15 protein-coding genes are annotated in these 17,803 nt (G+C 65.1%); 14 read left to right on the top strand and 1 reads right to left on the bottom strand.

Features of this window, described 5'->3' with window-relative positions; translation table 11 throughout:
- Positions 1–108 precede the first annotated feature (108 nt).
- A complete protein-coding gene (locus QVN30_RS07640) occupies positions 109–1,092 on the top strand; it encodes a hypothetical protein (protein ID WP_289835990.1) in 984 nt (327 codons plus the stop codon).
- A 238-nt stretch (positions 1,093–1,330) separates the two neighbouring features.
- Complete coding sequence (locus QVN30_RS07635) at positions 1,331–2,077, top strand: GyrI-like domain-containing protein (protein ID WP_289835989.1); 747 nt, start codon at positions 1,331–1,333, stop codon at positions 2,075–2,077.
- Between the two features lie 303 nt (positions 2,078–2,380).
- Here QVN30_RS07635 and QVN30_RS07630 read toward each other — a convergent pair whose 3' ends face one another.
- The gene (locus tag QVN30_RS07630; protein ID WP_289835987.1) at positions 2,381–3,130 is read right to left on the bottom strand and encodes a TVP38/TMEM64 family protein; all 750 of its coding nucleotides are present in this window, start codon (positions 3,128–3,130) and stop codon (positions 2,381–2,383) included.
- A 239-nt stretch (positions 3,131–3,369) separates the two neighbouring features.
- Between QVN30_RS07630 and secA the strand changes: the two genes are divergently transcribed.
- From secA to QVN30_RS07570, 12 genes are all read left to right on the top strand, one after another.
- A complete protein-coding gene (gene secA, locus QVN30_RS07625) occupies positions 3,370–6,180 on the top strand; it encodes a preprotein translocase subunit SecA (protein WP_289835986.1) in 2,811 nt (936 codons plus the stop codon).
- Positions 6,180–7,325 (top strand): peptide chain release factor 2, encoded by a 1,146-nt coding sequence (gene prfB, locus QVN30_RS07620; RefSeq protein WP_289835985.1) that lies wholly within the window; start codon positions 6,180–6,182, stop codon positions 7,323–7,325. Before secA ends, prfB begins: the two co-directional genes overlap by 1 nt.
- A 60-nt stretch (positions 7,326–7,385) precedes the next feature.
- The gene (locus tag QVN30_RS07615; protein WP_289835984.1) at positions 7,386–8,276 is read left to right on the top strand and encodes a YitT family protein; all 891 of its coding nucleotides are present in this window, start codon (positions 7,386–7,388) and stop codon (positions 8,274–8,276) included.
- Between the two features lie 220 nt (positions 8,277–8,496).
- Positions 8,497–9,318, top strand: a complete 822-nt coding sequence (locus QVN30_RS07610; RefSeq protein ID WP_289835983.1) for a transketolase — start codon at positions 8,497–8,499, stop codon at positions 9,316–9,318.
- 5 nt (positions 9,319–9,323) lie between these two features.
- Positions 9,324–10,265, top strand: coding sequence for a transketolase family protein (locus tag QVN30_RS07605; protein ID WP_289835982.1), 942 nt, complete (start codon positions 9,324–9,326; stop codon positions 10,263–10,265).
- Between the two features lie 174 nt (positions 10,266–10,439).
- Positions 10,440–11,831 (top strand): hypothetical protein, encoded by a 1,392-nt coding sequence (locus QVN30_RS07600; protein WP_289835981.1) that lies wholly within the window; start codon positions 10,440–10,442, stop codon positions 11,829–11,831.
- Between the two features lie 398 nt (positions 11,832–12,229).
- On the top strand, positions 12,230–12,769 hold the full coding sequence (locus QVN30_RS07595; RefSeq protein ID WP_066834638.1) for a hypothetical protein: 540 nt from the start codon (positions 12,230–12,232) through the stop codon (positions 12,767–12,769).
- Positions 12,770–12,790: 21 nt separating this feature from the next.
- Positions 12,791–13,021: a helix-turn-helix domain-containing protein gene (locus tag QVN30_RS07590; RefSeq protein WP_222704304.1), complete on the top strand. Its 231-nt coding sequence runs from the start codon at positions 12,791–12,793 to the stop codon at positions 13,019–13,021.
- Between the two features lie 243 nt (positions 13,022–13,264).
- A complete protein-coding gene (ftsE, locus tag QVN30_RS07585; protein WP_066834642.1) occupies positions 13,265–14,437 on the top strand; it encodes a cell division ATP-binding protein FtsE in 1,173 nt (390 codons plus the stop codon).
- Positions 14,427–15,374 carry a permease-like cell division protein FtsX gene (gene ftsX, locus QVN30_RS07580; protein ID WP_066834645.1) on the top strand — a complete coding sequence of 316 codons (948 nt, stop codon included), beginning with the start codon at positions 14,427–14,429 and terminating at the stop codon, positions 15,372–15,374. Before ftsE ends, ftsX begins: the two co-directional genes overlap by 11 nt.
- 286 nt (positions 15,375–15,660) lie before the next feature.
- Positions 15,661–16,062 (top strand): hypothetical protein, encoded by a 402-nt coding sequence (locus tag QVN30_RS07575; protein WP_289835980.1) that lies wholly within the window; start codon positions 15,661–15,663, stop codon positions 16,060–16,062.
- Positions 15,990–17,780 (top strand): ribonuclease R family protein, encoded by a 1,791-nt coding sequence (locus QVN30_RS07570; protein ID WP_289835979.1) that lies wholly within the window; start codon positions 15,990–15,992, stop codon positions 17,778–17,780. Before QVN30_RS07575 ends, QVN30_RS07570 begins: the two co-directional genes overlap by 73 nt.
- Positions 17,781–17,803: the final 23 nt, after the last annotated feature.

Below are 17,803 nucleotides of genomic sequence, written 5' to 3'. Positions count from 1 at the left end.
AGGAATCCGGCCCGCTCGTTGGATTCATGGCAAGCGCTCGGTAAGCTTGCGAAGGCCTTTTCAAAATGCGGCCGATGGCTCGCGCGGATGGCCGACACTGTACCCATTATGAGTATTGTGCTTTGCTTCCCACTCGCGCGAACCATTCACAACGCGCACAACGTCTCACTCGAGGGCCCCTCGCTGCCCGACCAGAACATGCCGCTGCGAGGATGTGCCCCTACCGTCGAGTCCATTCGTGCCGCCCGACAAGCGCTTGAGCAGCTCGGCATCTCCCCGCACGACATGCGCGCTCTCGATGTGCTTGTTCCCTCTGAAGGAGACAAGCGCAACAGCGATAGCCTCCGCTGCCATGTGTGGCGCCTTGATCTGCCGGCGAGATCCCTCATCAAGCTTGATTCCGGCGTGTATCTTGCAGGCATAGAGCTCTGCGCTTTTCAGGCGGCGCGCACAATGGATGAATATGAGCTCATCGAGTGCTACTTCGAGCTCTGCTCCTTCTATTCGATGCCGGAAGATCCGGCGGAAGACTATCGCGAGCTAAAGGAGCCGAGGACAACGGTTCGCAAGCTCAAAGACTGCTTCCTGTCGCTTCCCGATGCATGCAGGGGGCGCTCCAAAGCTTTGCGTGCCCTGCGAAGCGTACGTGACGGATCGCGTAGCCCAATGGAGACCGGTATGACCATGGCCATCACCGTGAGGGTCGGGCTTGGCGGCATTCAGGTTCGCGGCCTTTCGATGAACTATAGGGTGGCTATCGATGAAGAGGCGCGGGGGCTTACGAGGCGCAAGGAGATCATCTTCGATGCCTATATCAAACGCGGCATGCAGGATGTGGAATACCAGGGCGCGCGCCACAACGAGGAGCTGCAGAGCGCGATTGACAACGAGCGGCGCCATGTACTCCAGAAGATGGGATACAAGATCGTAGAGATCAACAAGCAGCAGCTGTTCGACAGGGAGGCGTTCCAGCGCGTCATGAGGACAATCAGCGAGAATGCAGGGATCAGGACCGGCAACCGTCCCGATGATTTCGAAGAGCGCCAAGAGCGGCTCAGGCAGTTCATCATTCGCAGGTGGAGACAGCGGTAGACGCTATGTAGACGCATGCAAACGAGGGCGATGCGGGCGTTACCCGCTAACAGGGCCCCGTAACGGTACCCAGAAGTGGGAGTGAGACCCCTTTTGGACGCCCTCTCTCATAGTTCTGGGTACTGTTACGGGGCCCTGTTAGCGGGTATCCTGGTAGAGGGGCCGAGGCGTTCGACCCGGTGCCGGACTCGCTCGGGGCGCCTCGGGCGGCACCGCGTGCAGAAGGAGGGGGCACGCCATGGCGTATGACTTCAAGAAGGAATACCGCGACCTGTATGTGCCCAAGGCAAGGCCGTCGCTTGTCGATGTGCCCGCCATGACGTTTGCCGCGATGGCGGGGACGGGGGATCCCAACGAGGAGGGCGGCGCGTACCAGCGTGCCCTCGGCGTGCTCTACGGGTTTTCGTATACCGTCAAGATGGCGAAGATGGGCGATTGGCAGCCGGAGGGGTATTTCGATTATGTGGTGCCCCCGCTCGAGGGCCTCTGGTGGGCGGGCTCCGGCGCGTTCGACGGCGCCTCGATCGCCGACAAGGGGGCCCTGTCCTGGGTGTCGCTCATCCGTCAGCCCGATTTCGTGACGCCCGAGGTGTTCGAGCGCGCCTGCGGCATGATGGTTGCGAAGAAACCTGAGCTCGCAGATGCGGTCGAGGCGGGCGAGCTGAGGCTCGTCCGGTTTGCCGAGGGTCCGTGCGCGCAGATCATGCACAAGGGGTCCTATGACGACGAGCCGGCGACGATCGCCCGCCTCTCGGATTTCATCTCGGCGCAGGGCCTTGCTGCCGATATCGCGGAGGGAGGGGAGTCGCCTGCGGGGCATCGCGCTACGAAGGCGTTCGATGGAGCCGCGATACTCGCCGCGCTCGATACCGGCGGCACCGTGCCAACAGTTCGGCTGCATCATGAGATCTATCTCGGAGACCCGCGTCGCACCAAGCCGGAGAATCTCAAGACCGTGATCAGGCATCCGGTGCGCTCGGCCTAAAGGGTGCGGATGAATTTGCCGATTCCGGCCCGGATTCGAGTGCTTCCCGCGCGCACTGCGGTGTCGCCCGAATCGAGAGTACGCTATGGGAACGCCGCCCTGTTGACTGTACGCTATAGCAACGTTTTTCGCCCGAAAGCGTTCCTATAGCGTACAGTCAACAGGGCGGCGTTCCATATGCGTACCGTCGATCCCCCAGCCTCCCCGGTCCGCGGGGCTCGATGCCCTTTGATCAGCGGTTTCCAGGGGGGCACGGGCACAATCGGTACCCACGTGCGGCAGGCGCCTGCGGATATAAGCGGGCTAGCTCTTCGCACGCCGCTTGATCACGGCGAAGATGCCCGTTCCGATGCCGACCAAAGCGAGCGTTACCGCAAACGCCGCAACTGCTGCCACCCAATTGCCCTCGGAGGCAAAACCTGCCGCCAGGGTCGAGGAGATGACCGAGGGGATCCGCCCCACCGTGGTGATCGCGGCGATGCGCCACCACGGGCAGGTGGTGAGCCCCGCCACGTAGGTGAGGATGTCCTTCGGGGTGCCGGGTATCAGGAACACGACGAACATGATCAGCTCGAAGCGCGCGGAGTCGCGAAGCCAGGAGACGCCCTTGATCTGCTCGGCGGAGAAGAACGCGCGCACGACGCGCATGCCGAGAAGGCGCACAAGCAGCGTGACCAGCAGCGTGCCGACAAGGCTACCCGCAAGGCAGATGGCGGTTCCCTCCCAGAACCCGAACAGGTAGCCGGCGGCGAGCTCGACGGGCTCGCCGGGCAGGATGGCGACGGCGATCTGCGCCACGACCAGCGCCGTCATGGCGACCGGCGCGAACGGGCCCTGCGCGTCGACCCACGCGCGCACGGCCTCGCCGTTCATGAAGAAGCCCCAGAGCTGCGGCCCGAACGCGATGCACGCGCCGATAAGCGCAGCGAGGCAGATGCCCCCGATGACCGCGGCGGCGAGCTTGCCGCACCTTGGGCGCCGTGCGTCGTCCCGCTTGCGCTCGGCGCTGCCGAATCCTGCGGGAACGAAGGTCTCCTCATTCGTCGTCGACATATCCGTCTCCTTTCTCACTGCCATGAGCGTATGAGACGGAAGTCAAGAAAGCGTCAACATCGCGAGATTCTTTCGCACGACACGGCATTGGTCTTTTGATTAAGAGCCGTTTCGTGTCGTTCCGCATGGTTTCCGTGTGACTGCACGTAACCTTCGCATAACGCAAACTGCAATTGGCTAGAGTAATCATCGACTGTGCATGCGCATGACTGCGCACGAAGATATGAGAAGGAAACCACATGGGATTCGTTTCAAAGCTGCTCTCCTTCGGAGCGGACAAGGACCTCAAGCGCTACGAGAAGATGGTCGTCAAGATCAACGATCTCGAGCCCACCTATGAGAAGATGAGCGACGAGGAGCTCGCCCATCAGACGGTTCTGTTCCGCGAGCGCTATGAGGGCGGCGAGAGCCTCGACAGCATGCTGCCCGAGGCGTTCGCCGTGGTCCGCGAGGCGTCCAAGCGCACGCTCGGCCTGCGTCATTTCGACGTCCAGCTCATCGGCGGCATGGCGCTGCACGAGGGCCAGATCGCCGAGATGAAGACCGGCGAGGGCAAGACGCTGGTGTCGACGCTCGCCGGCTACCTCAACGCGATCCCCGCCAAGGGCGTCCACATCGTCACCGTCAACGACTACCTGGCGCGTCGCGACTCCGAGCAGATGGGGCGCATCTACCACTTCCTGGGGATGACGGTCGGCCTGCTGCAAAACGGCATGCAGCTCGACCTCAAGCGCCCGGCCTATCAGGCCGACGTGACCTACGGCACCAACTCCGAGTTCGGCTTCGACTACCTGCGCGACAACATGGTCGTCCGCCCGCAGCAGCGCGTGCAGCGCGGCCACGCCTACGCCATCGTCGACGAGGTCGACTCCATCCTGATCGACGAGGCGCGCACCCCGCTCATCATCTCCGGCGCCGGCACCAAGTCCGCCGACACCTACAAGAAGTTCGCGCGCGCCGTCCGCGGTCTGACCCGTGGCGAGGAGCCCGAGTTCGACGTCATGGCCGTCGGCGCCGAGCGCCCCGAGCCCACCGGCGACTTCATCATGGACGAGGCCAAGCACACCATCGCCTGCACCGAGCAGGGTCTGGAGAAGGTCGAGCAGCGCCTCGGCATCGACGACATCTACGCCGACCTGTCCGGCCAGCTCGTGAACCACCTGCAGCAGGCGCTCAAAGCCCAGTACATGTTCCATCGCGACAAGCAGTACGTCGTGACGAACGGCGAGGTCAAGATCGTCGACGAGTTCACGGGCCGCATCATGGAGGGCCGCCGCTACTCTGAGGGCCTGCATCAGGCCATCGAGGCCAAAGAGGGCGTGCTCGTGCGCGAGGAGAACCAGACGCTCGCGACCATCACCCTGCAGAACTACTTCCGCCTGTACGACAAGCTGTCGGGCATGACCGGTACGGCGCTGACCGAGGACGCCGAGTTCCGCGAGATCTACAACCTGGCCGTCCAGGTGATCCCGCCCAACAAGCCCGTCATCCGCAAGGACAACGACGACCTGGTCTACCGCACCATCGACGCCAAGTTCAACGCGGTGGCCGATGACGTGGCGGCGCGCCACGCCAAGGGCCAGCCGGTGCTCGTGGGCACGGTCTCCATCGAGAGCTCCGAGCGCCTGTCGCGCCTGCTCAACAAGCGCGGCATCCGCCACGAGGTCCTGAACGCCAAGTACCACGAGCGCGAGGCGCACATCGTCGCGCAGGCCGGGCGCCTGGGCGCGGTGACCATCGCCACGAACATGGCCGGCCGCGGTACGGACATCCTGCTCGGCGGCAACGCCGAGGAGCTCGCCCGCGAGGAGACGCTCGCGCTGGGCATCGACCCTGTCGAGAGCCCCGACGAGTACAAGCGGACCTATATGGAGAAGTACACCGAGGCGCGCGAGATCTGCGCGAGCGAGCGCGAGAAGGTGCTGGCCGCCGGCGGCCTGACCGTGATCGGCACCGAGCGCCACGAGTCGCGTCGTATCGACAACCAGCTGCGCGGCCGTTCCGGCCGTCAGGGCGACCCGGGCGAGACCCAGTTCTACCTGTCGCTCGAAGACGACCTCATGCGCCTGTTCGGCGGCGACCGCATGGACAAGGTCGGCGCCATGATGCAGCGCTACGACATGCCCGACGACCAGCCCATCCAGAACAAGATCATCTCCAAGGCCGTCGAGGGCGCCCAGCACAAGGTCGAGAACATCAACTTCTCCATGCGCAAGAACGTCCTGGAGTACGACGACGTCATGAACAAGCAGCGCCAGGTCATCTACGCCGAGCGCAACAAGATCCTGGACGGCAAGGACCTGGCCGGGCACATCGACGAGGTCATCGACGACACCGTGTCGCGCTGCGTGCAGGAGTTCTGCGCGGTCGACTCGCGTTCCGGCGAGCGCGACCTCGAAGGCCTGCACAAGTGGCTCGTGGAGCTCACGGGCAACCAGGACGCCCCCGAGTTCGGCGACGAGGACTACGAGGACCTCAAGCGCGACGTGCTCTCCTATGTCGACACCTGCTACGAGCAGAAGTCCGAGCGCTTGGGCGAGAACCTCATGCGCGACCTCAACACCCAGGTCATGCTGCGCGTCATCGACACGCGCTGGATGAACTACCTGCAGGAGATGGACTACCTCAAGCAGGGCATCGGCCTGCGCGGCTTCGGTCAGCGCGACCCGCTGGTCGAGTACAAGTCCGAGGCGTTCGCCGCGTTCCACACGCTGGTCGACACCATGTACGAGGACTACCTGCGCACCGTGCTGCGCATCGAGGTGCGCCAGGCCCCCAAGCCCGAGCCCCCCTCGGCGCTCGACCACGCGACCTATTCCGGCCCCTCCGATCCGGACGGCGCCTCGACCCTTCGTCGCCAGGCCGCGGCCAACGCCGCCAATGCGGCCGGACGCGCTCCGCAGGGGACGGCCGGTGCCGCCGGCTCCACCGTGCGCACGTATCGCAAGGATGAGAGCGGCGACCCGTATGCCAACGTCGGCCGCAACGATCCCTGCCCGTGCGGCAGCGGCAAGAAGTTCAAGAACTGCCACGGCAAGGACCGTGCGTAATGGACGCGTCCACCGTGACCGTGGAGGATCTGGACTCCCTCGCCGTCCGTCTGGCGGAGGTGGAGTCCTATCTCCATCTGGAGGAGAAGCGCGAGCGCGTGGCCGAGCTCGAGCGCAAGAGCGCCGAGCCGGGGTTCTGGGATGATGCCGAGGCCGCCCGCTCGCTGATGGCGGAGCTCTCGCGCGACCGCGACGACGTTCAGTCGGTCGAGCACGCGCGCGAGAGCCTTGCCGACGCGCGCGCCGCGCTCGAGCTCGCCGAGGAGATGGGGGGCGACGAGGAGCTCCTCAAGGAGGCCGCATCGACCGTGGCCCAGCTCACGCATGCCGTCGACGAGATGGAGCTCTCCTCGTGGTTCACCGGCAAGTTCGACCATGGCGACGCCATCGTCACCATCAAGCCGGGTCAGGGCGGCCTGGAGGCCCAGGACTGGACCTTCATGCTGTTCAAGATGTACATGAAGTACTGCGCGCGCCGCGGATGGAAGGTGACGGTCAACGACTGCCCGGCGGCAGAGGTGATCGGCATCGACCGCGCGACGTTCACGGTCGAGGGCAAAGACGCGTTCGGCATGCTGCGCGCCGAGGCGGGCGTGCACCGTCTGGTGCGCATCTCGCCGACCGATGACAAGAAGCGCCGCCAGACGACGTTTGCGGGCGTCGAGGTCATCCCGGTGCTGCCCGACGACATCGACATCGAGATCGCGTCCGATGACATCCGCGTGGACGTCTACCATGCGAGCGGTCCCGGCGGACAGGGCGTCAACACGACCGATTCGGCCGTGCGCGTCACGCACCTGCCGACCGGCATCGTGGTCACCTGCCAAAACGAGCGCAGCCAGATCCAGAACAAGGCGGCGTGCATGCAGATCCTGAAGGCCCGCCTCTACGAGCTCGAGCTTCAGAAGCGCGAGGAGGAGCTCGACCAGATCCGCGGCCCCAAGCACGCCATCGGATTCGGCAACCAGATCCGTAGCTACGTGCTGTACCCGTATCAGATGGTGAAGGATCTTCGCAGCGGCGTGGAGACCGGCAACGTCGAGGCGGTGCTCGAGGACGGAGATCTCGACCCCTTCATCATCGGCTACCATCGCTGGGCGACCGGCAACGCCGACTACACGCCGAGCGAGTCGGACGCGGAGTAGGCGCCGTCGCTGTCGCCGCGCGCGGCGGCCGGGGACGGGGCGTGAGAGAGGGGATGCCGCATGGCCCGTCGTATCGACGTGCGCGCTTTGATCAAATCTCGGTTCGTGCATGAGCTCCCGCTCGTCGTTGCGGGCTGCGCCCTCGCGGCGCTCGCCATCGACATGTTCATGGTGCCGCAGGGCCTCGCCGCCGGCGGCGTGACGGGACTCGCCACCATCATCGCCGAGCTCACGCGCCGTTCCGGCTTCGAGCTGCCCGTCGGCATGCAGACCATCGTCATGAACGCCGTGCTTCTGCTCGCGGCGGTCCGCGCCGGCGGCATGCGCTATGCCGCCCAGACCGTCGTGGGCTTCGTGCTGCTCGGTTTCTTCACCGACCTGTTCGCCCCGTTCGTCTCGCCGCTCGCGTCGGGCGACCTGATGCTCTGCGCACTGTGGGGAGGAATCCTGTCGGGCGTCGGCTACGGGCTGGTGTTCCGCTGCGGCGCCAACACAGGCGGATCGGATACGGTGGCCCAGATCGTCTCCCGCAAGACCTCGCTGCCCGTCGGCACGACCGTCATGGCGATCGATGTGGCGGTGTGCGCGGCCAGCGCGCCGGTCTTCTCGCTCGAAAACGCCCTGTACGCTGCGCTCTCGATGGTGCTTATGGGCTTCGTGGTCGACATGGTGGTCGACGGCGCCGAGCGCAGGCGCGCCGCGTACATCATCTCCGAGAGCCACGACGAGATCGCCTACGACATCATGCACGGGCTCGATCGTGGCGTGACCGAGCTGTCCGCGCGCGGCCTGTGGAGCGGTCGGGATCGCCCCATGCTCATGGTCATCCTTGATCGCCGCGAGGTGTCCGCGCTCAAGACCATCGTGGCCGAGCACGATCCCGACGCCATCATGTTCATCAGCGACGTGACCGAGGCGATCGGCGAGGGATTCAAGGATTTCGAACGCTGACAGGCGATTAGTTTTGTGACGGGGCCGTTTTCCCGACCAACCTATCTCATTGCGCGAAACCGCGCATTCTGACTGGTTCGCTGTGGTATGGTGGAGTAGTCGTGATTGCGGGTTTGACGTGCGCATACCGTGCTCGCGACAGCACGTCCGGATGGGGGCGTTTTCGTTGATCAGTGCTGTTCGGGATATAGCCTAACGCACACCACGGAAAGGAGGCGCCATGAGCGACGATGAGCTCAAGAAGGTTGCCAACGAGGTACGCAAGGGGATCGTGACCGCCGTGCACGCGGCGAAGTCGGGACATCCCGGTGGTTCGCTGGGAGCCGCCGACATCGTCACCTACCTGTATTTCGAGGAAATGAACATCGACCCGGCCGACCCGCACAAGGCCGACCGCGACCGCTTCGTCCTCTCCAAGGGCCACTGCGCGCCGGCTCTGTACGCGGCGCTCGCCGAGTGCGGCTTCTTCCCCAAGGAGGACCTGGAGACGCTGCGCCACATCGGCAGCCATCTGCAGGGTCACCCCAACATGAACGATACCCCGGGCGTCGACATGTCCACCGGCTCCCTTGGCCAGGGCATTTCGGCCGCCGTGGGCATGGCTCTTGCCGCCAAGCACTGGGGTGACACCTATCGCACCTACTGCCTACTGGGCGACGGCGAGATCGAGGAGGGCCAGGTCTGGGAGGCCGCCATGTTCGCCGGTAACCACGGGCTGGACAACCTCTGCCTGATCGTCGACCACAACGGCCTGCAGATCGACGGCAGCATCGAGGAGGTCAACTCCGCGATGCCCATCGCCGACAAGTTCCGCGCTTTCAAGTTCCACGTGGTCGAGGTCGCCGACGGCAACGATATGGCCCAGCTGCGCGCCGCCTTCGCCGAGGCGCGCGAGACCGCGGGCATGCCCACGTGCATCGTGTGCGAGACCGTCAAGGGCAAGGGCGTCTCCTTCATGGAGAACCAGGTCGGCTGGCATGGCAAGGCGCCCAACGACGAGCAGTTCGAGCAGGCCATGGCCGAGCTCGCGAAGGAGGCTTAAGAACAATGGCTGACGTGAAGAAGGTCGCCACCCGCCAGAGCTATGGCGAGGCGCTCGTCGAGCTCGGTGCCGAGCACGACGATTTCGTGGTCCTGGACGCGGACCTCGCGGCCGCGACCCAGACCGGCAAGTTCAAGGCCGCCTATCCCGACCGCTTCTTCGATGCCGGCATCGCCGAGTCCAACATGGTCGGCATCGCCGCCGGTATCGCGACCACGGGCCGCGTGGCGTTTGCGAGCACGTTCGCGATGTTCGCCGCGGGCCGCGCGTTCGAGCAGGTGCGCAACTCCATCGGCTACCCCCACCTGAACGTCAAGATCGGCGCCACGCACGCCGGCATCTCGGTGGGCGAGGACGGAGCCACCCATCAGTGCAACGAGGACATCGCGCTCATGCGCACCATTCCGGGCATGACGGTCATCGTTCCGTGCGATGACGTCGAGGCCAAGGCCGCCGTGCGCGCCGCCTACGAGATGGAGGGCCCCGTCTACATGCGCTTTGGCCGTCTGGCCGTGCCGGTCGTCAACGACGCCGACTCCTTCGAGTTCGAGATCGGCAAGGGCATCCTCATGCGCGAGGGCGCGGACGTGACGATCGTCGCCTGCGGCCTCATGGTCCAGGCGTCGCTCGAGGCCGCTGAGGCGCTCGCCGCCAAGGGCATCTCCGCCGAGGTCATTGACATGCACACCATCAAGCCGCTCGATGAGGACATCATCCTGGAGAGCGCCAAGAAGACCGGCCGCGTGCTGACGGTCGAGGAGCATTCCGTTATCGGCGGCCTTGGCGACGCCGTGTGCGCGGTGCTTGCCGAGAAGAACCCCGTGCCGGTCAAGAAGCTCGGCGTGAACGACGTCTTCGGCGAGTCGGGCCCTGCGGTCGACCTGCTGCACAAGTACGGTCTGGACGCCGAGGGCGTCGAGCGGGCCGTCGAGGAGCTGCTCGCATAAGGACGCTGTGCACTATCGTGCGGGCGCAACTCTAGGGACAGTCCCTTAAATTTCACGGAGGAGGCGCATGCCTCCTCCGTGAAATTTAAGGGACTGTCCCTAGAGTTGCGCCCGCACGATTTAGGCTACGATAGGGCTCAGCGCGGGCGGACGTAATGGAAGAAGGGCACGCCGATGAGCGACGAGACTCGTCTCGATACCGACAATGCCAAGGGCCTCGATCCCGATACGACATCGGGGGAGAGCGCGGCGACCAAGGTGCTTGCCGTCACGGCGACGGCCGCCTTCGCCGATGCCTGCGAGCTGGCGGCGATCGCGGAGCAGGAGCACCGCGAGGCCGCGCTGGCCCTCGAGTCGCTCGTCCAGGCGCCGTCCACCACGGCGATGCTCACCGAGGCGACGCGCTCCGGTGTCACTCAGGAGCTTCCCTATCGCGCGGAGGCCGAGGCGAGGATGGCGGCCGAGGCTGCAGCCGCCGGCGGAGACGACCCGGATGCGGGCGCCTCGCGGGGGCCGCGCCGCCTGCCGATATCCCGCCGCCATCTCGCAGTCGCGGGGGCGTGCCTCGCCGTTCTCGCGGTCGTCGCCGTGGGCGCGGTCTGGTTCGCGAACTCCTCGTTCGCGCAGCCCGACGCGGCGGCGGTCGAGCAGGTCCTTGCGGAGGACCCCGACATCATGGACGGCTTCGCCTCGAACGATTACGTCGACGAGTCCCCCTACGAGCTGTCCGATGTCGTGCTGAACTCGTGCGAGGCCGATGACGACGGATCCTACATCGTCGACGCGTCCGCCACCATCTCCAACGAGAGCTTCGAGTCCGAATTCACGGTTGCGCTCAAGTTCGCGCGCGCATCCGAGAAGGACCGCTACAGCGAGCTCGCCCATGCGCAGGCGACGTCGACCGGGTGGGCGGGCGCCGTCCTGCAGACCAACGATACGACCGAGGCCATCGCCGGCGTCACGCGCGACAGCGCGTTCCCGGACGGCTTCGACGCCACGTTCGACCGGGCGGCCCAGACCTGCACGTATACGGCGCAGGACGTCTACGACTTCTGGTTCGGTACCAATACGGTCAGCACGCCGTACACGTATTCGTTCAACGGGGATGCGTGGACGCGCGCGCAGGGGGAGGCGACCTCGACGGTCGCCTACGATGCCGACGCGCTTCAAGGCTCCTATGTCGCGTCCGACGGCGATGCGGCGAACATGGTCGGCTTCGAGATCGACCATGTCGATATCGAGCAGGGGACCTTCACGGTGGAGTATCGCGCCGTGACGCCGGGGTTCGCGAGCGCCGAGATCACGGGCATCATCGACTGCACGCTGACCCGCATGACGCCGGACGGCGCGTGGCGGGGCTATCGCCAGACCGACGGGATGACCTATGTGTTCTCGGGTGATGGCTCGAGTTCCGGGGGCGAGGGCACGGCGCACCTCGAGGGTGCGCTCGGCCTGGACAAGTCGATCATCTTCTCATTTACGGGCGACTACACGCGCGCCCCACTGCTGTTCGGGCAGCCGACGGACGAGTCGATGGAGCTCGCGGGCACGCTCGTACGCGAATAGGGACGCGCTCGAATAGACAACACGATATTGCTTCCTTCTTCCTATGCACAGGCTGTAGATAACTATAACTAACATATCGATAAGCACCAAAGTAAATAATTATCGAAACGTTTTCACCTGTGATAGTACCTGTACCATATTTCGAGCATGTGGAGACGTTCGCGGCTGGTGCCTGGACGCATACGTTCGTCATCTCATATTCGGGCATCTATAGCCGGTCGGGCGGCTGACGGGTCATTTGCCTGAAGCCGGGGTTGAAACGGGTCGTGGTATGGGAATGGAGGTGATCGGTGTGTCGCTCGCAGTGAAGAGCAAGCCGTCACGAGGTTCGCGTCGCGTTTTTCGTTCTCGAGGCGCCTTGTTACGCCATTCATAATTGAAGATTATATGGAGATTCTATGCTTCGCGAATCATTTTCCGACGTGCGCACGGCGGATTCCATGGTGCCCCGATGGGGCATTTCATACCGGCGCATCGTGGTCGGAGCCCTGTACGGTTTTTGCGGTGTCCTTGCGGTGGGGATCGGGCTGAATGCCGCGGTGATCATCGATCTGATCGCTGATCTGCTTGGGTCGGGCATGCCTGCGCAAGCGGTCCACTATCTTATCATCAGCGGGTTGATCATAGCATTTGACCTGCTGATTCTTGCAGTCTTTCTTTCGTTTGTCCTCACTGTCGGACGTCGAGCGGAGTTCTTTTCAGCTGCGCAGACGACCCGCCTGGTCATGTTGGGGGCCCTGAACGCGGGCAGTGCCGTAGTGGGTCTGTTAATGCCGCGCTACAGCCTTCAGACCAACATAGGGGAGTGGCTGCGGGCCCCCGAGGTAATTCCGGATTTGGACCTCAATTCTCTTATGTTTTCTATGATGTTCTTTGCACTTGCTGGAGTCTTTGAATACGCTAGAATTCTTCAAGAAGATTCGGACAGTATTCTGTAGGTGATCTAAGTGCCCATTGTGATGCGTCTCGACCGTGTAATGGCGGATAGGAAGATGAGCTCGCTCGAGCTTGCGGAGAAGATCGGTATCTCTCCGGTCAACGTGTCCCGTATCAAAACCGGCAGGTTGAAGGGCATTCGCTTCTCGACCCTGACGGCTATGTGCGAGGCGCTGCACTGCAAGCCGGGCGACATCATCGACTGGATGGACGACGACGAGTACGTCCAGAACTTCGGCAAGCTGCCGGAGTAGCAGACGCCTGATCAATAGCGTTGCCTATGTGGGGAGGACCTCGCGTCTTCTCCACATATCTCATGTCTCGATGCCGTGGTCCGCTGCGTGCGGCCCGGATGGCGCCGGCGTTCGCGCCGCTTTTGCGCGAACGTTTTATGGTTATGTGCCATGGCGCTGCCGTGCTTTATCTGTGCATGCAGAAATCCACTGGTAGAATATCCAGCGTATGTAGTTCAAACGCACGACACGAAGGAGCTTATAGTGGGTAACCACTTCCGTAAGCCCGGTGACGAGCAGGTTGCGAACGGCGCGCCGGTGCCAGAGGCCGCGACGGCCTCCCCGGTTTCCGTCGACGAGACGGGCGATCTGTTCTCGCAGGCGGCGGCGCCCGAACAGGCGGCGCAGCCGGTCGCCGATCCCTTTGCCTACGCACCTGCCCCCGAGCAGGTTCCCGCCGTCCCCGAGGTGCCCTCGGTGCCGAGCCTGGATGCCGTCCCGTCGCCCGATGCGGCGCCGGCAGCGGACCAGTCGCTGTTCAGCATCCCGTCTCCCGCCGAGCCCGCCCACGCCGATGTGTTCATGACGCAGGCGGCCCCCGCGCTCGATTCGAGCGACGAGTCCGAGCAGCGCCAGATCGACGATGTGAACGAGGCCCTGACGAGCCCCGATTTCACCTCGGTGTTCGCACCGGTGCAGGAGTCGCGCAAGCAGATGGCGCGCGAGGCAGGCGTCGAGCCGGTCATCCTCATGGAGCACCTCACCAAGATCTACGCGGCCCAGCCCAACAAGCCGGCGCTCGACGACGTCAACCTGGAGATCTATCCCGGTGAGTTCGTCTTTCTGGTCGGCCACTCCGGTTCGGGCAAGACGACGCTGCTCTCCACGATGATCCGCGACGTCAAGCCGACGAGCGGCCGCATCCTGGTCGCCGGCCAGGACCTCATGCGCATCAAGAACCGCAAGGTCCCCTTCCTGCGCCGCCAGATCGGCGCGGTGTTCCAGGACTTCCGCCTGCTGCCCAACAAGACCGCGTACGAGAACGTCGCGTTCGCGCTCGAGTGCATCGGCAAGCCCAAGGCGGTCATCCGCAGCCAGGTGCCCGAGGTGCTGCGCCTCGTCGGCCTGGCCGATCAGATGGACTCCATGCCCGACCAGCTCTCCGGCGGCGAGCAGCAGCGCGTCGCCGTGGCGCGCGCCATGGTCAACCGCCCGCCGCTTCTGATCTGCGACGAGCCGACCGGCAACCTCGACCCGGCGATCTCGCTCGGCATCATGAAGCTGCTCGAGCGCATCAACCGCACGGGCACGACCGTCATCGTGGCGACGCACGACCGCGAGATGGTCGACTCCATGCACCGCCGCGTCATCGCGCTCGAGGCGGGCCACATCGTTCGCGACCAGGAGAGGGGAGGCTACGGCAACTATGGCGCCTAGCAACTTTGGGTATTCGCTGCGCGAGGCGGGCAGCCACTTCGCACGCAACCTCGGCACCTCGATCGGCGCAGTCATCACCATCTTCCTGTCGCTGTTCATCATCGGTCTGTTCATCCTGGGTTCCGCGGTGGTCAACTCGATGATCGGCTCGGTGGAGGATCAGGTGAAGATCAACGCCTTCATCTCCGACGACGCGACCGACGAGCAGATCCAGGCGTTCTACGACAAGCTGACGAGCTGGGAGAACGTCAAGAGCGTCCAGTTCAAGACGAAGGAAGACGCGCTGGCGGACTACACCAGCAACATCTCCAACAACGCCGACATGACGCTCGGTGCGCTCGACGGCGAGAATCCGCTGCCCCGTTCGTTCGTGATCGAGATGTACGAGCCCTCGCAGGTCGAGGAGACCGCGGAGCGCATCAAGGCGGACACCGACTTCCGACAGATCGTCGACGACGACAACCCCGATGTGGACGACGTCGAGGCCGACGTGAACGCCGGCGTCCTGTATGGCCAGGAGGAGGTCAGCGTCCTGTTCCAGATGACGGCCTACATCCGCGTCGCGGTGGTCGTGCTCGTGGGTCTTCTGACGTTCATCTCCTTCATCTTCATCAACAACACCATCCGCCTGTCCATCACCGCCCGTCGCCGCGAGATCGCCATCATGCGCCTGGTGGGCGCGTCGAACAGCTTCATCCGCGGGCCGTTTTTGACCGAGGGCGTGCTGCAGGCGCTTTTAGGCTCGCTTCTGACTATCGGCGCCTTGGAGCTGTGCCGCAACTTCGGCATGCCGATGATCCAGAGCGTCGTCTCGTTTTTGACCATCAACATCCCGCTGCGGATGTACCTGTTCACCTACGCGGCGCTCGTGCTGATCGGTATCGTGATCGGTCTGTTCGGTTCCGCGATCGCCATGCGTCGCTACCTCAAGGTGTAGACGACGCGCGACAGCTTGCTTGCATGGGGCCGCCTTCGGGCGGCCCTTCTTGTTCTCGCCGCGGGTTCGCCCCCGCCACGCAGTCTCGTCGACGGTACGCTATAGGCACATCGCCCCGTCGACGGTACGTCATAGGCACGTTATTCGCTCAAAAGCGTTCCTATACCGTACTGTCAACGGAGCTGTGTGCCTATAGCGTACCGTCGACGGGGCTACGTACCCAGGGCGCGCCCGCTGCGCGCGATTGGGTATACACCAACTGATTCGCCATGAGGAGGGAGGCGCCATGGGGCGCAAGAACAGAGGGGGCCGCAGGCACGGCCCCACGCGTGCGCGGCATACGGCGCGCCTGACCGGAACCGTGCGCATCACGGACGCCGGTGCGTTCGTGGAGACCGCGGAGGGCGCCTTCCGCCTGACGCAGCGCGGCGAGCGGGAGGCCATGAACGGCGATGTCGTCACGGTGAGCCTGCACCACGCGCCGGGCGGCAACCACCGCGCCGTGGTCGAGGGCACCCTGTCGCGCGCCAACGCGTGCGTCGTGGGCACCTATGAGCTTGCCGGGCCCTGGGCGTCATTCGGCCGCTCGACACCCGCATCCGCCAGGATTTCTTCGTGCTTCCGCACGACACGTCCGCCGCCGACCACGGCGTCATGTCGGGCGATGTCGTGTCGGCGCGCATCGTGAGCTACCCGACGCGCTACGAATCGGGTGTGGCGACCATCGAGCAGCGCATCGGCGGCCCGGATGCGCCGGACCTTGGCATCCGGTGCGTCATGGCCCGCTACGATCTCGAGGACGGCTATCCCGAGCAGGCGGTCGCCGAGGCGCAACGCTGCGTGCTCGATGTGGAGGGGGCGCTGGAAGACCCGCTGCGCCGCGACATCCGCGACCGGTTCCTGCTGACGATCGACCCGGTCGACGCGCGCGATTTCGATGACGCGATCTCCGTCGAGCGCACGAAGGCTGGGGGCTGGAGGCTCGGCGTCCACATCGCCGACGTGTCGCACTACGTGACCTGGGAGTCGTCGATCGACCTGGAGGCGCGCCGGCGGTCGACTTCGGTGTATCTTGCCGACCGCGTGCTGCCCATGCTTCCCGAGGCGCTGTCGAACGATTTGTGCTCGCTCAAGCCGGACGTGGACCGCTTGGCGTTCACCGTCGATATCGATCTCGACCGCCGGGGGCGCGTGAGCGGCTTTACCGCCTACCCGAGCGTCATCCGCTCGCGCGTGCGCATGGACTACGAGGCTGCCGACCTGCTGCTCGCAGACGGCGCCGGCACGGACGCGCCGCCCGCCGCCGACGACGACGTCGCACGCGCGTGCGGCGAGCGGGCCCGGGCGGCGTGCGAGAAGGCCAGGGCTGCCGGCGTGGACCTGAGCGCATTCTTGCGCGATGCGGACGGGCTCGCCTGCGCGCGACGGGCGATCCGCCATGCCCGCGGGGCCATAGACTTCGAGACGGTCGAGGTGCATGCGCTGCTCGACGGGCAGGGGCTGCCGGTGAGGATCGTCACGCGCGAGCGGACGGCGGCGACCTCGCTGGTGGAGGAGGCCATGCTGCTTGCCAACGAGTGCGTTGCGAGCTGGCTTGCCGACCGCGGGCTCGATACCGCCTACCGCGTGCACGAGCCGCCGTCGCCCGATGAGCTGGCGGCTGCCTCGAAGACGCTGGCGGAGATCGGCGCCATCGATCGCGCGAGCGCCGCGGCCATCAAGGCGGGCGACCCGGTGGCCATCGAGCGCGCTGTCGAGAAGAGCCACGGCACGGGCTACGCCCCGCTCGTGAACGCCCTGCTGCTGCGCGCCATGCAGCGGGCGGTCTACCGGCCTCACAACCTGGGGCACTACGCGCTGGGCGCAGACGCCTACTGCCACTTCACCTCGCCGATCAGGCGTTATCCCGACCTGCTGGTCCATCGCGAGCTCAAGCGCGCGCTCGCGCAGGAGCGCCTCGGCAAGGCCGCGGCGCGCGAACGGACGCCCCAGCTCACCGGCGTCGGCTCGCAGGCCCTGCTGCCGGTGCTGCCGCAGCTCTGCCACCATGCGAGCACGCGCGAGCGCATCGCCGACGCCGCCGCGCACGCGACGCAGAAGGTCAAGGTCGCCCAGTATTACGCGAGCCGCATCGGGGAACGCTACGCGGGGTCGGTGTCGTGGATCGACGAGATGGGGGCGTTCGTGCGCCTCGACGACACGGGCGCCGAGGGCCTCGTGCGCATGTCCGCTCTCGGCGGTGACGAGTGGTGGGATTTCGACGGGGACCTGATGGTGCTGTCCGCGAGTGCGAGCGGACGGACGATCTCGCTCGGGACCCGCGTGGTGGTCGAGGTCGCGCGCGTCAACCCGGTGCGCGGCCATCTCGATCTTGCCCTCATCCACTCGGCCCGTGCGCTACACTGATAACCCACCGTATTCGATTGGGA

Source organism: Collinsella ihumii (assembly GCF_030385545.1).
GTDB lineage: Bacteria > Actinomycetota > Coriobacteriia > Coriobacteriales > Coriobacteriaceae > Collinsella > Collinsella ihumii.
The sequence above is the reverse complement of the archived record's forward strand: the minus strand, read 5'-3'. Positions and strand labels throughout refer to the sequence as shown.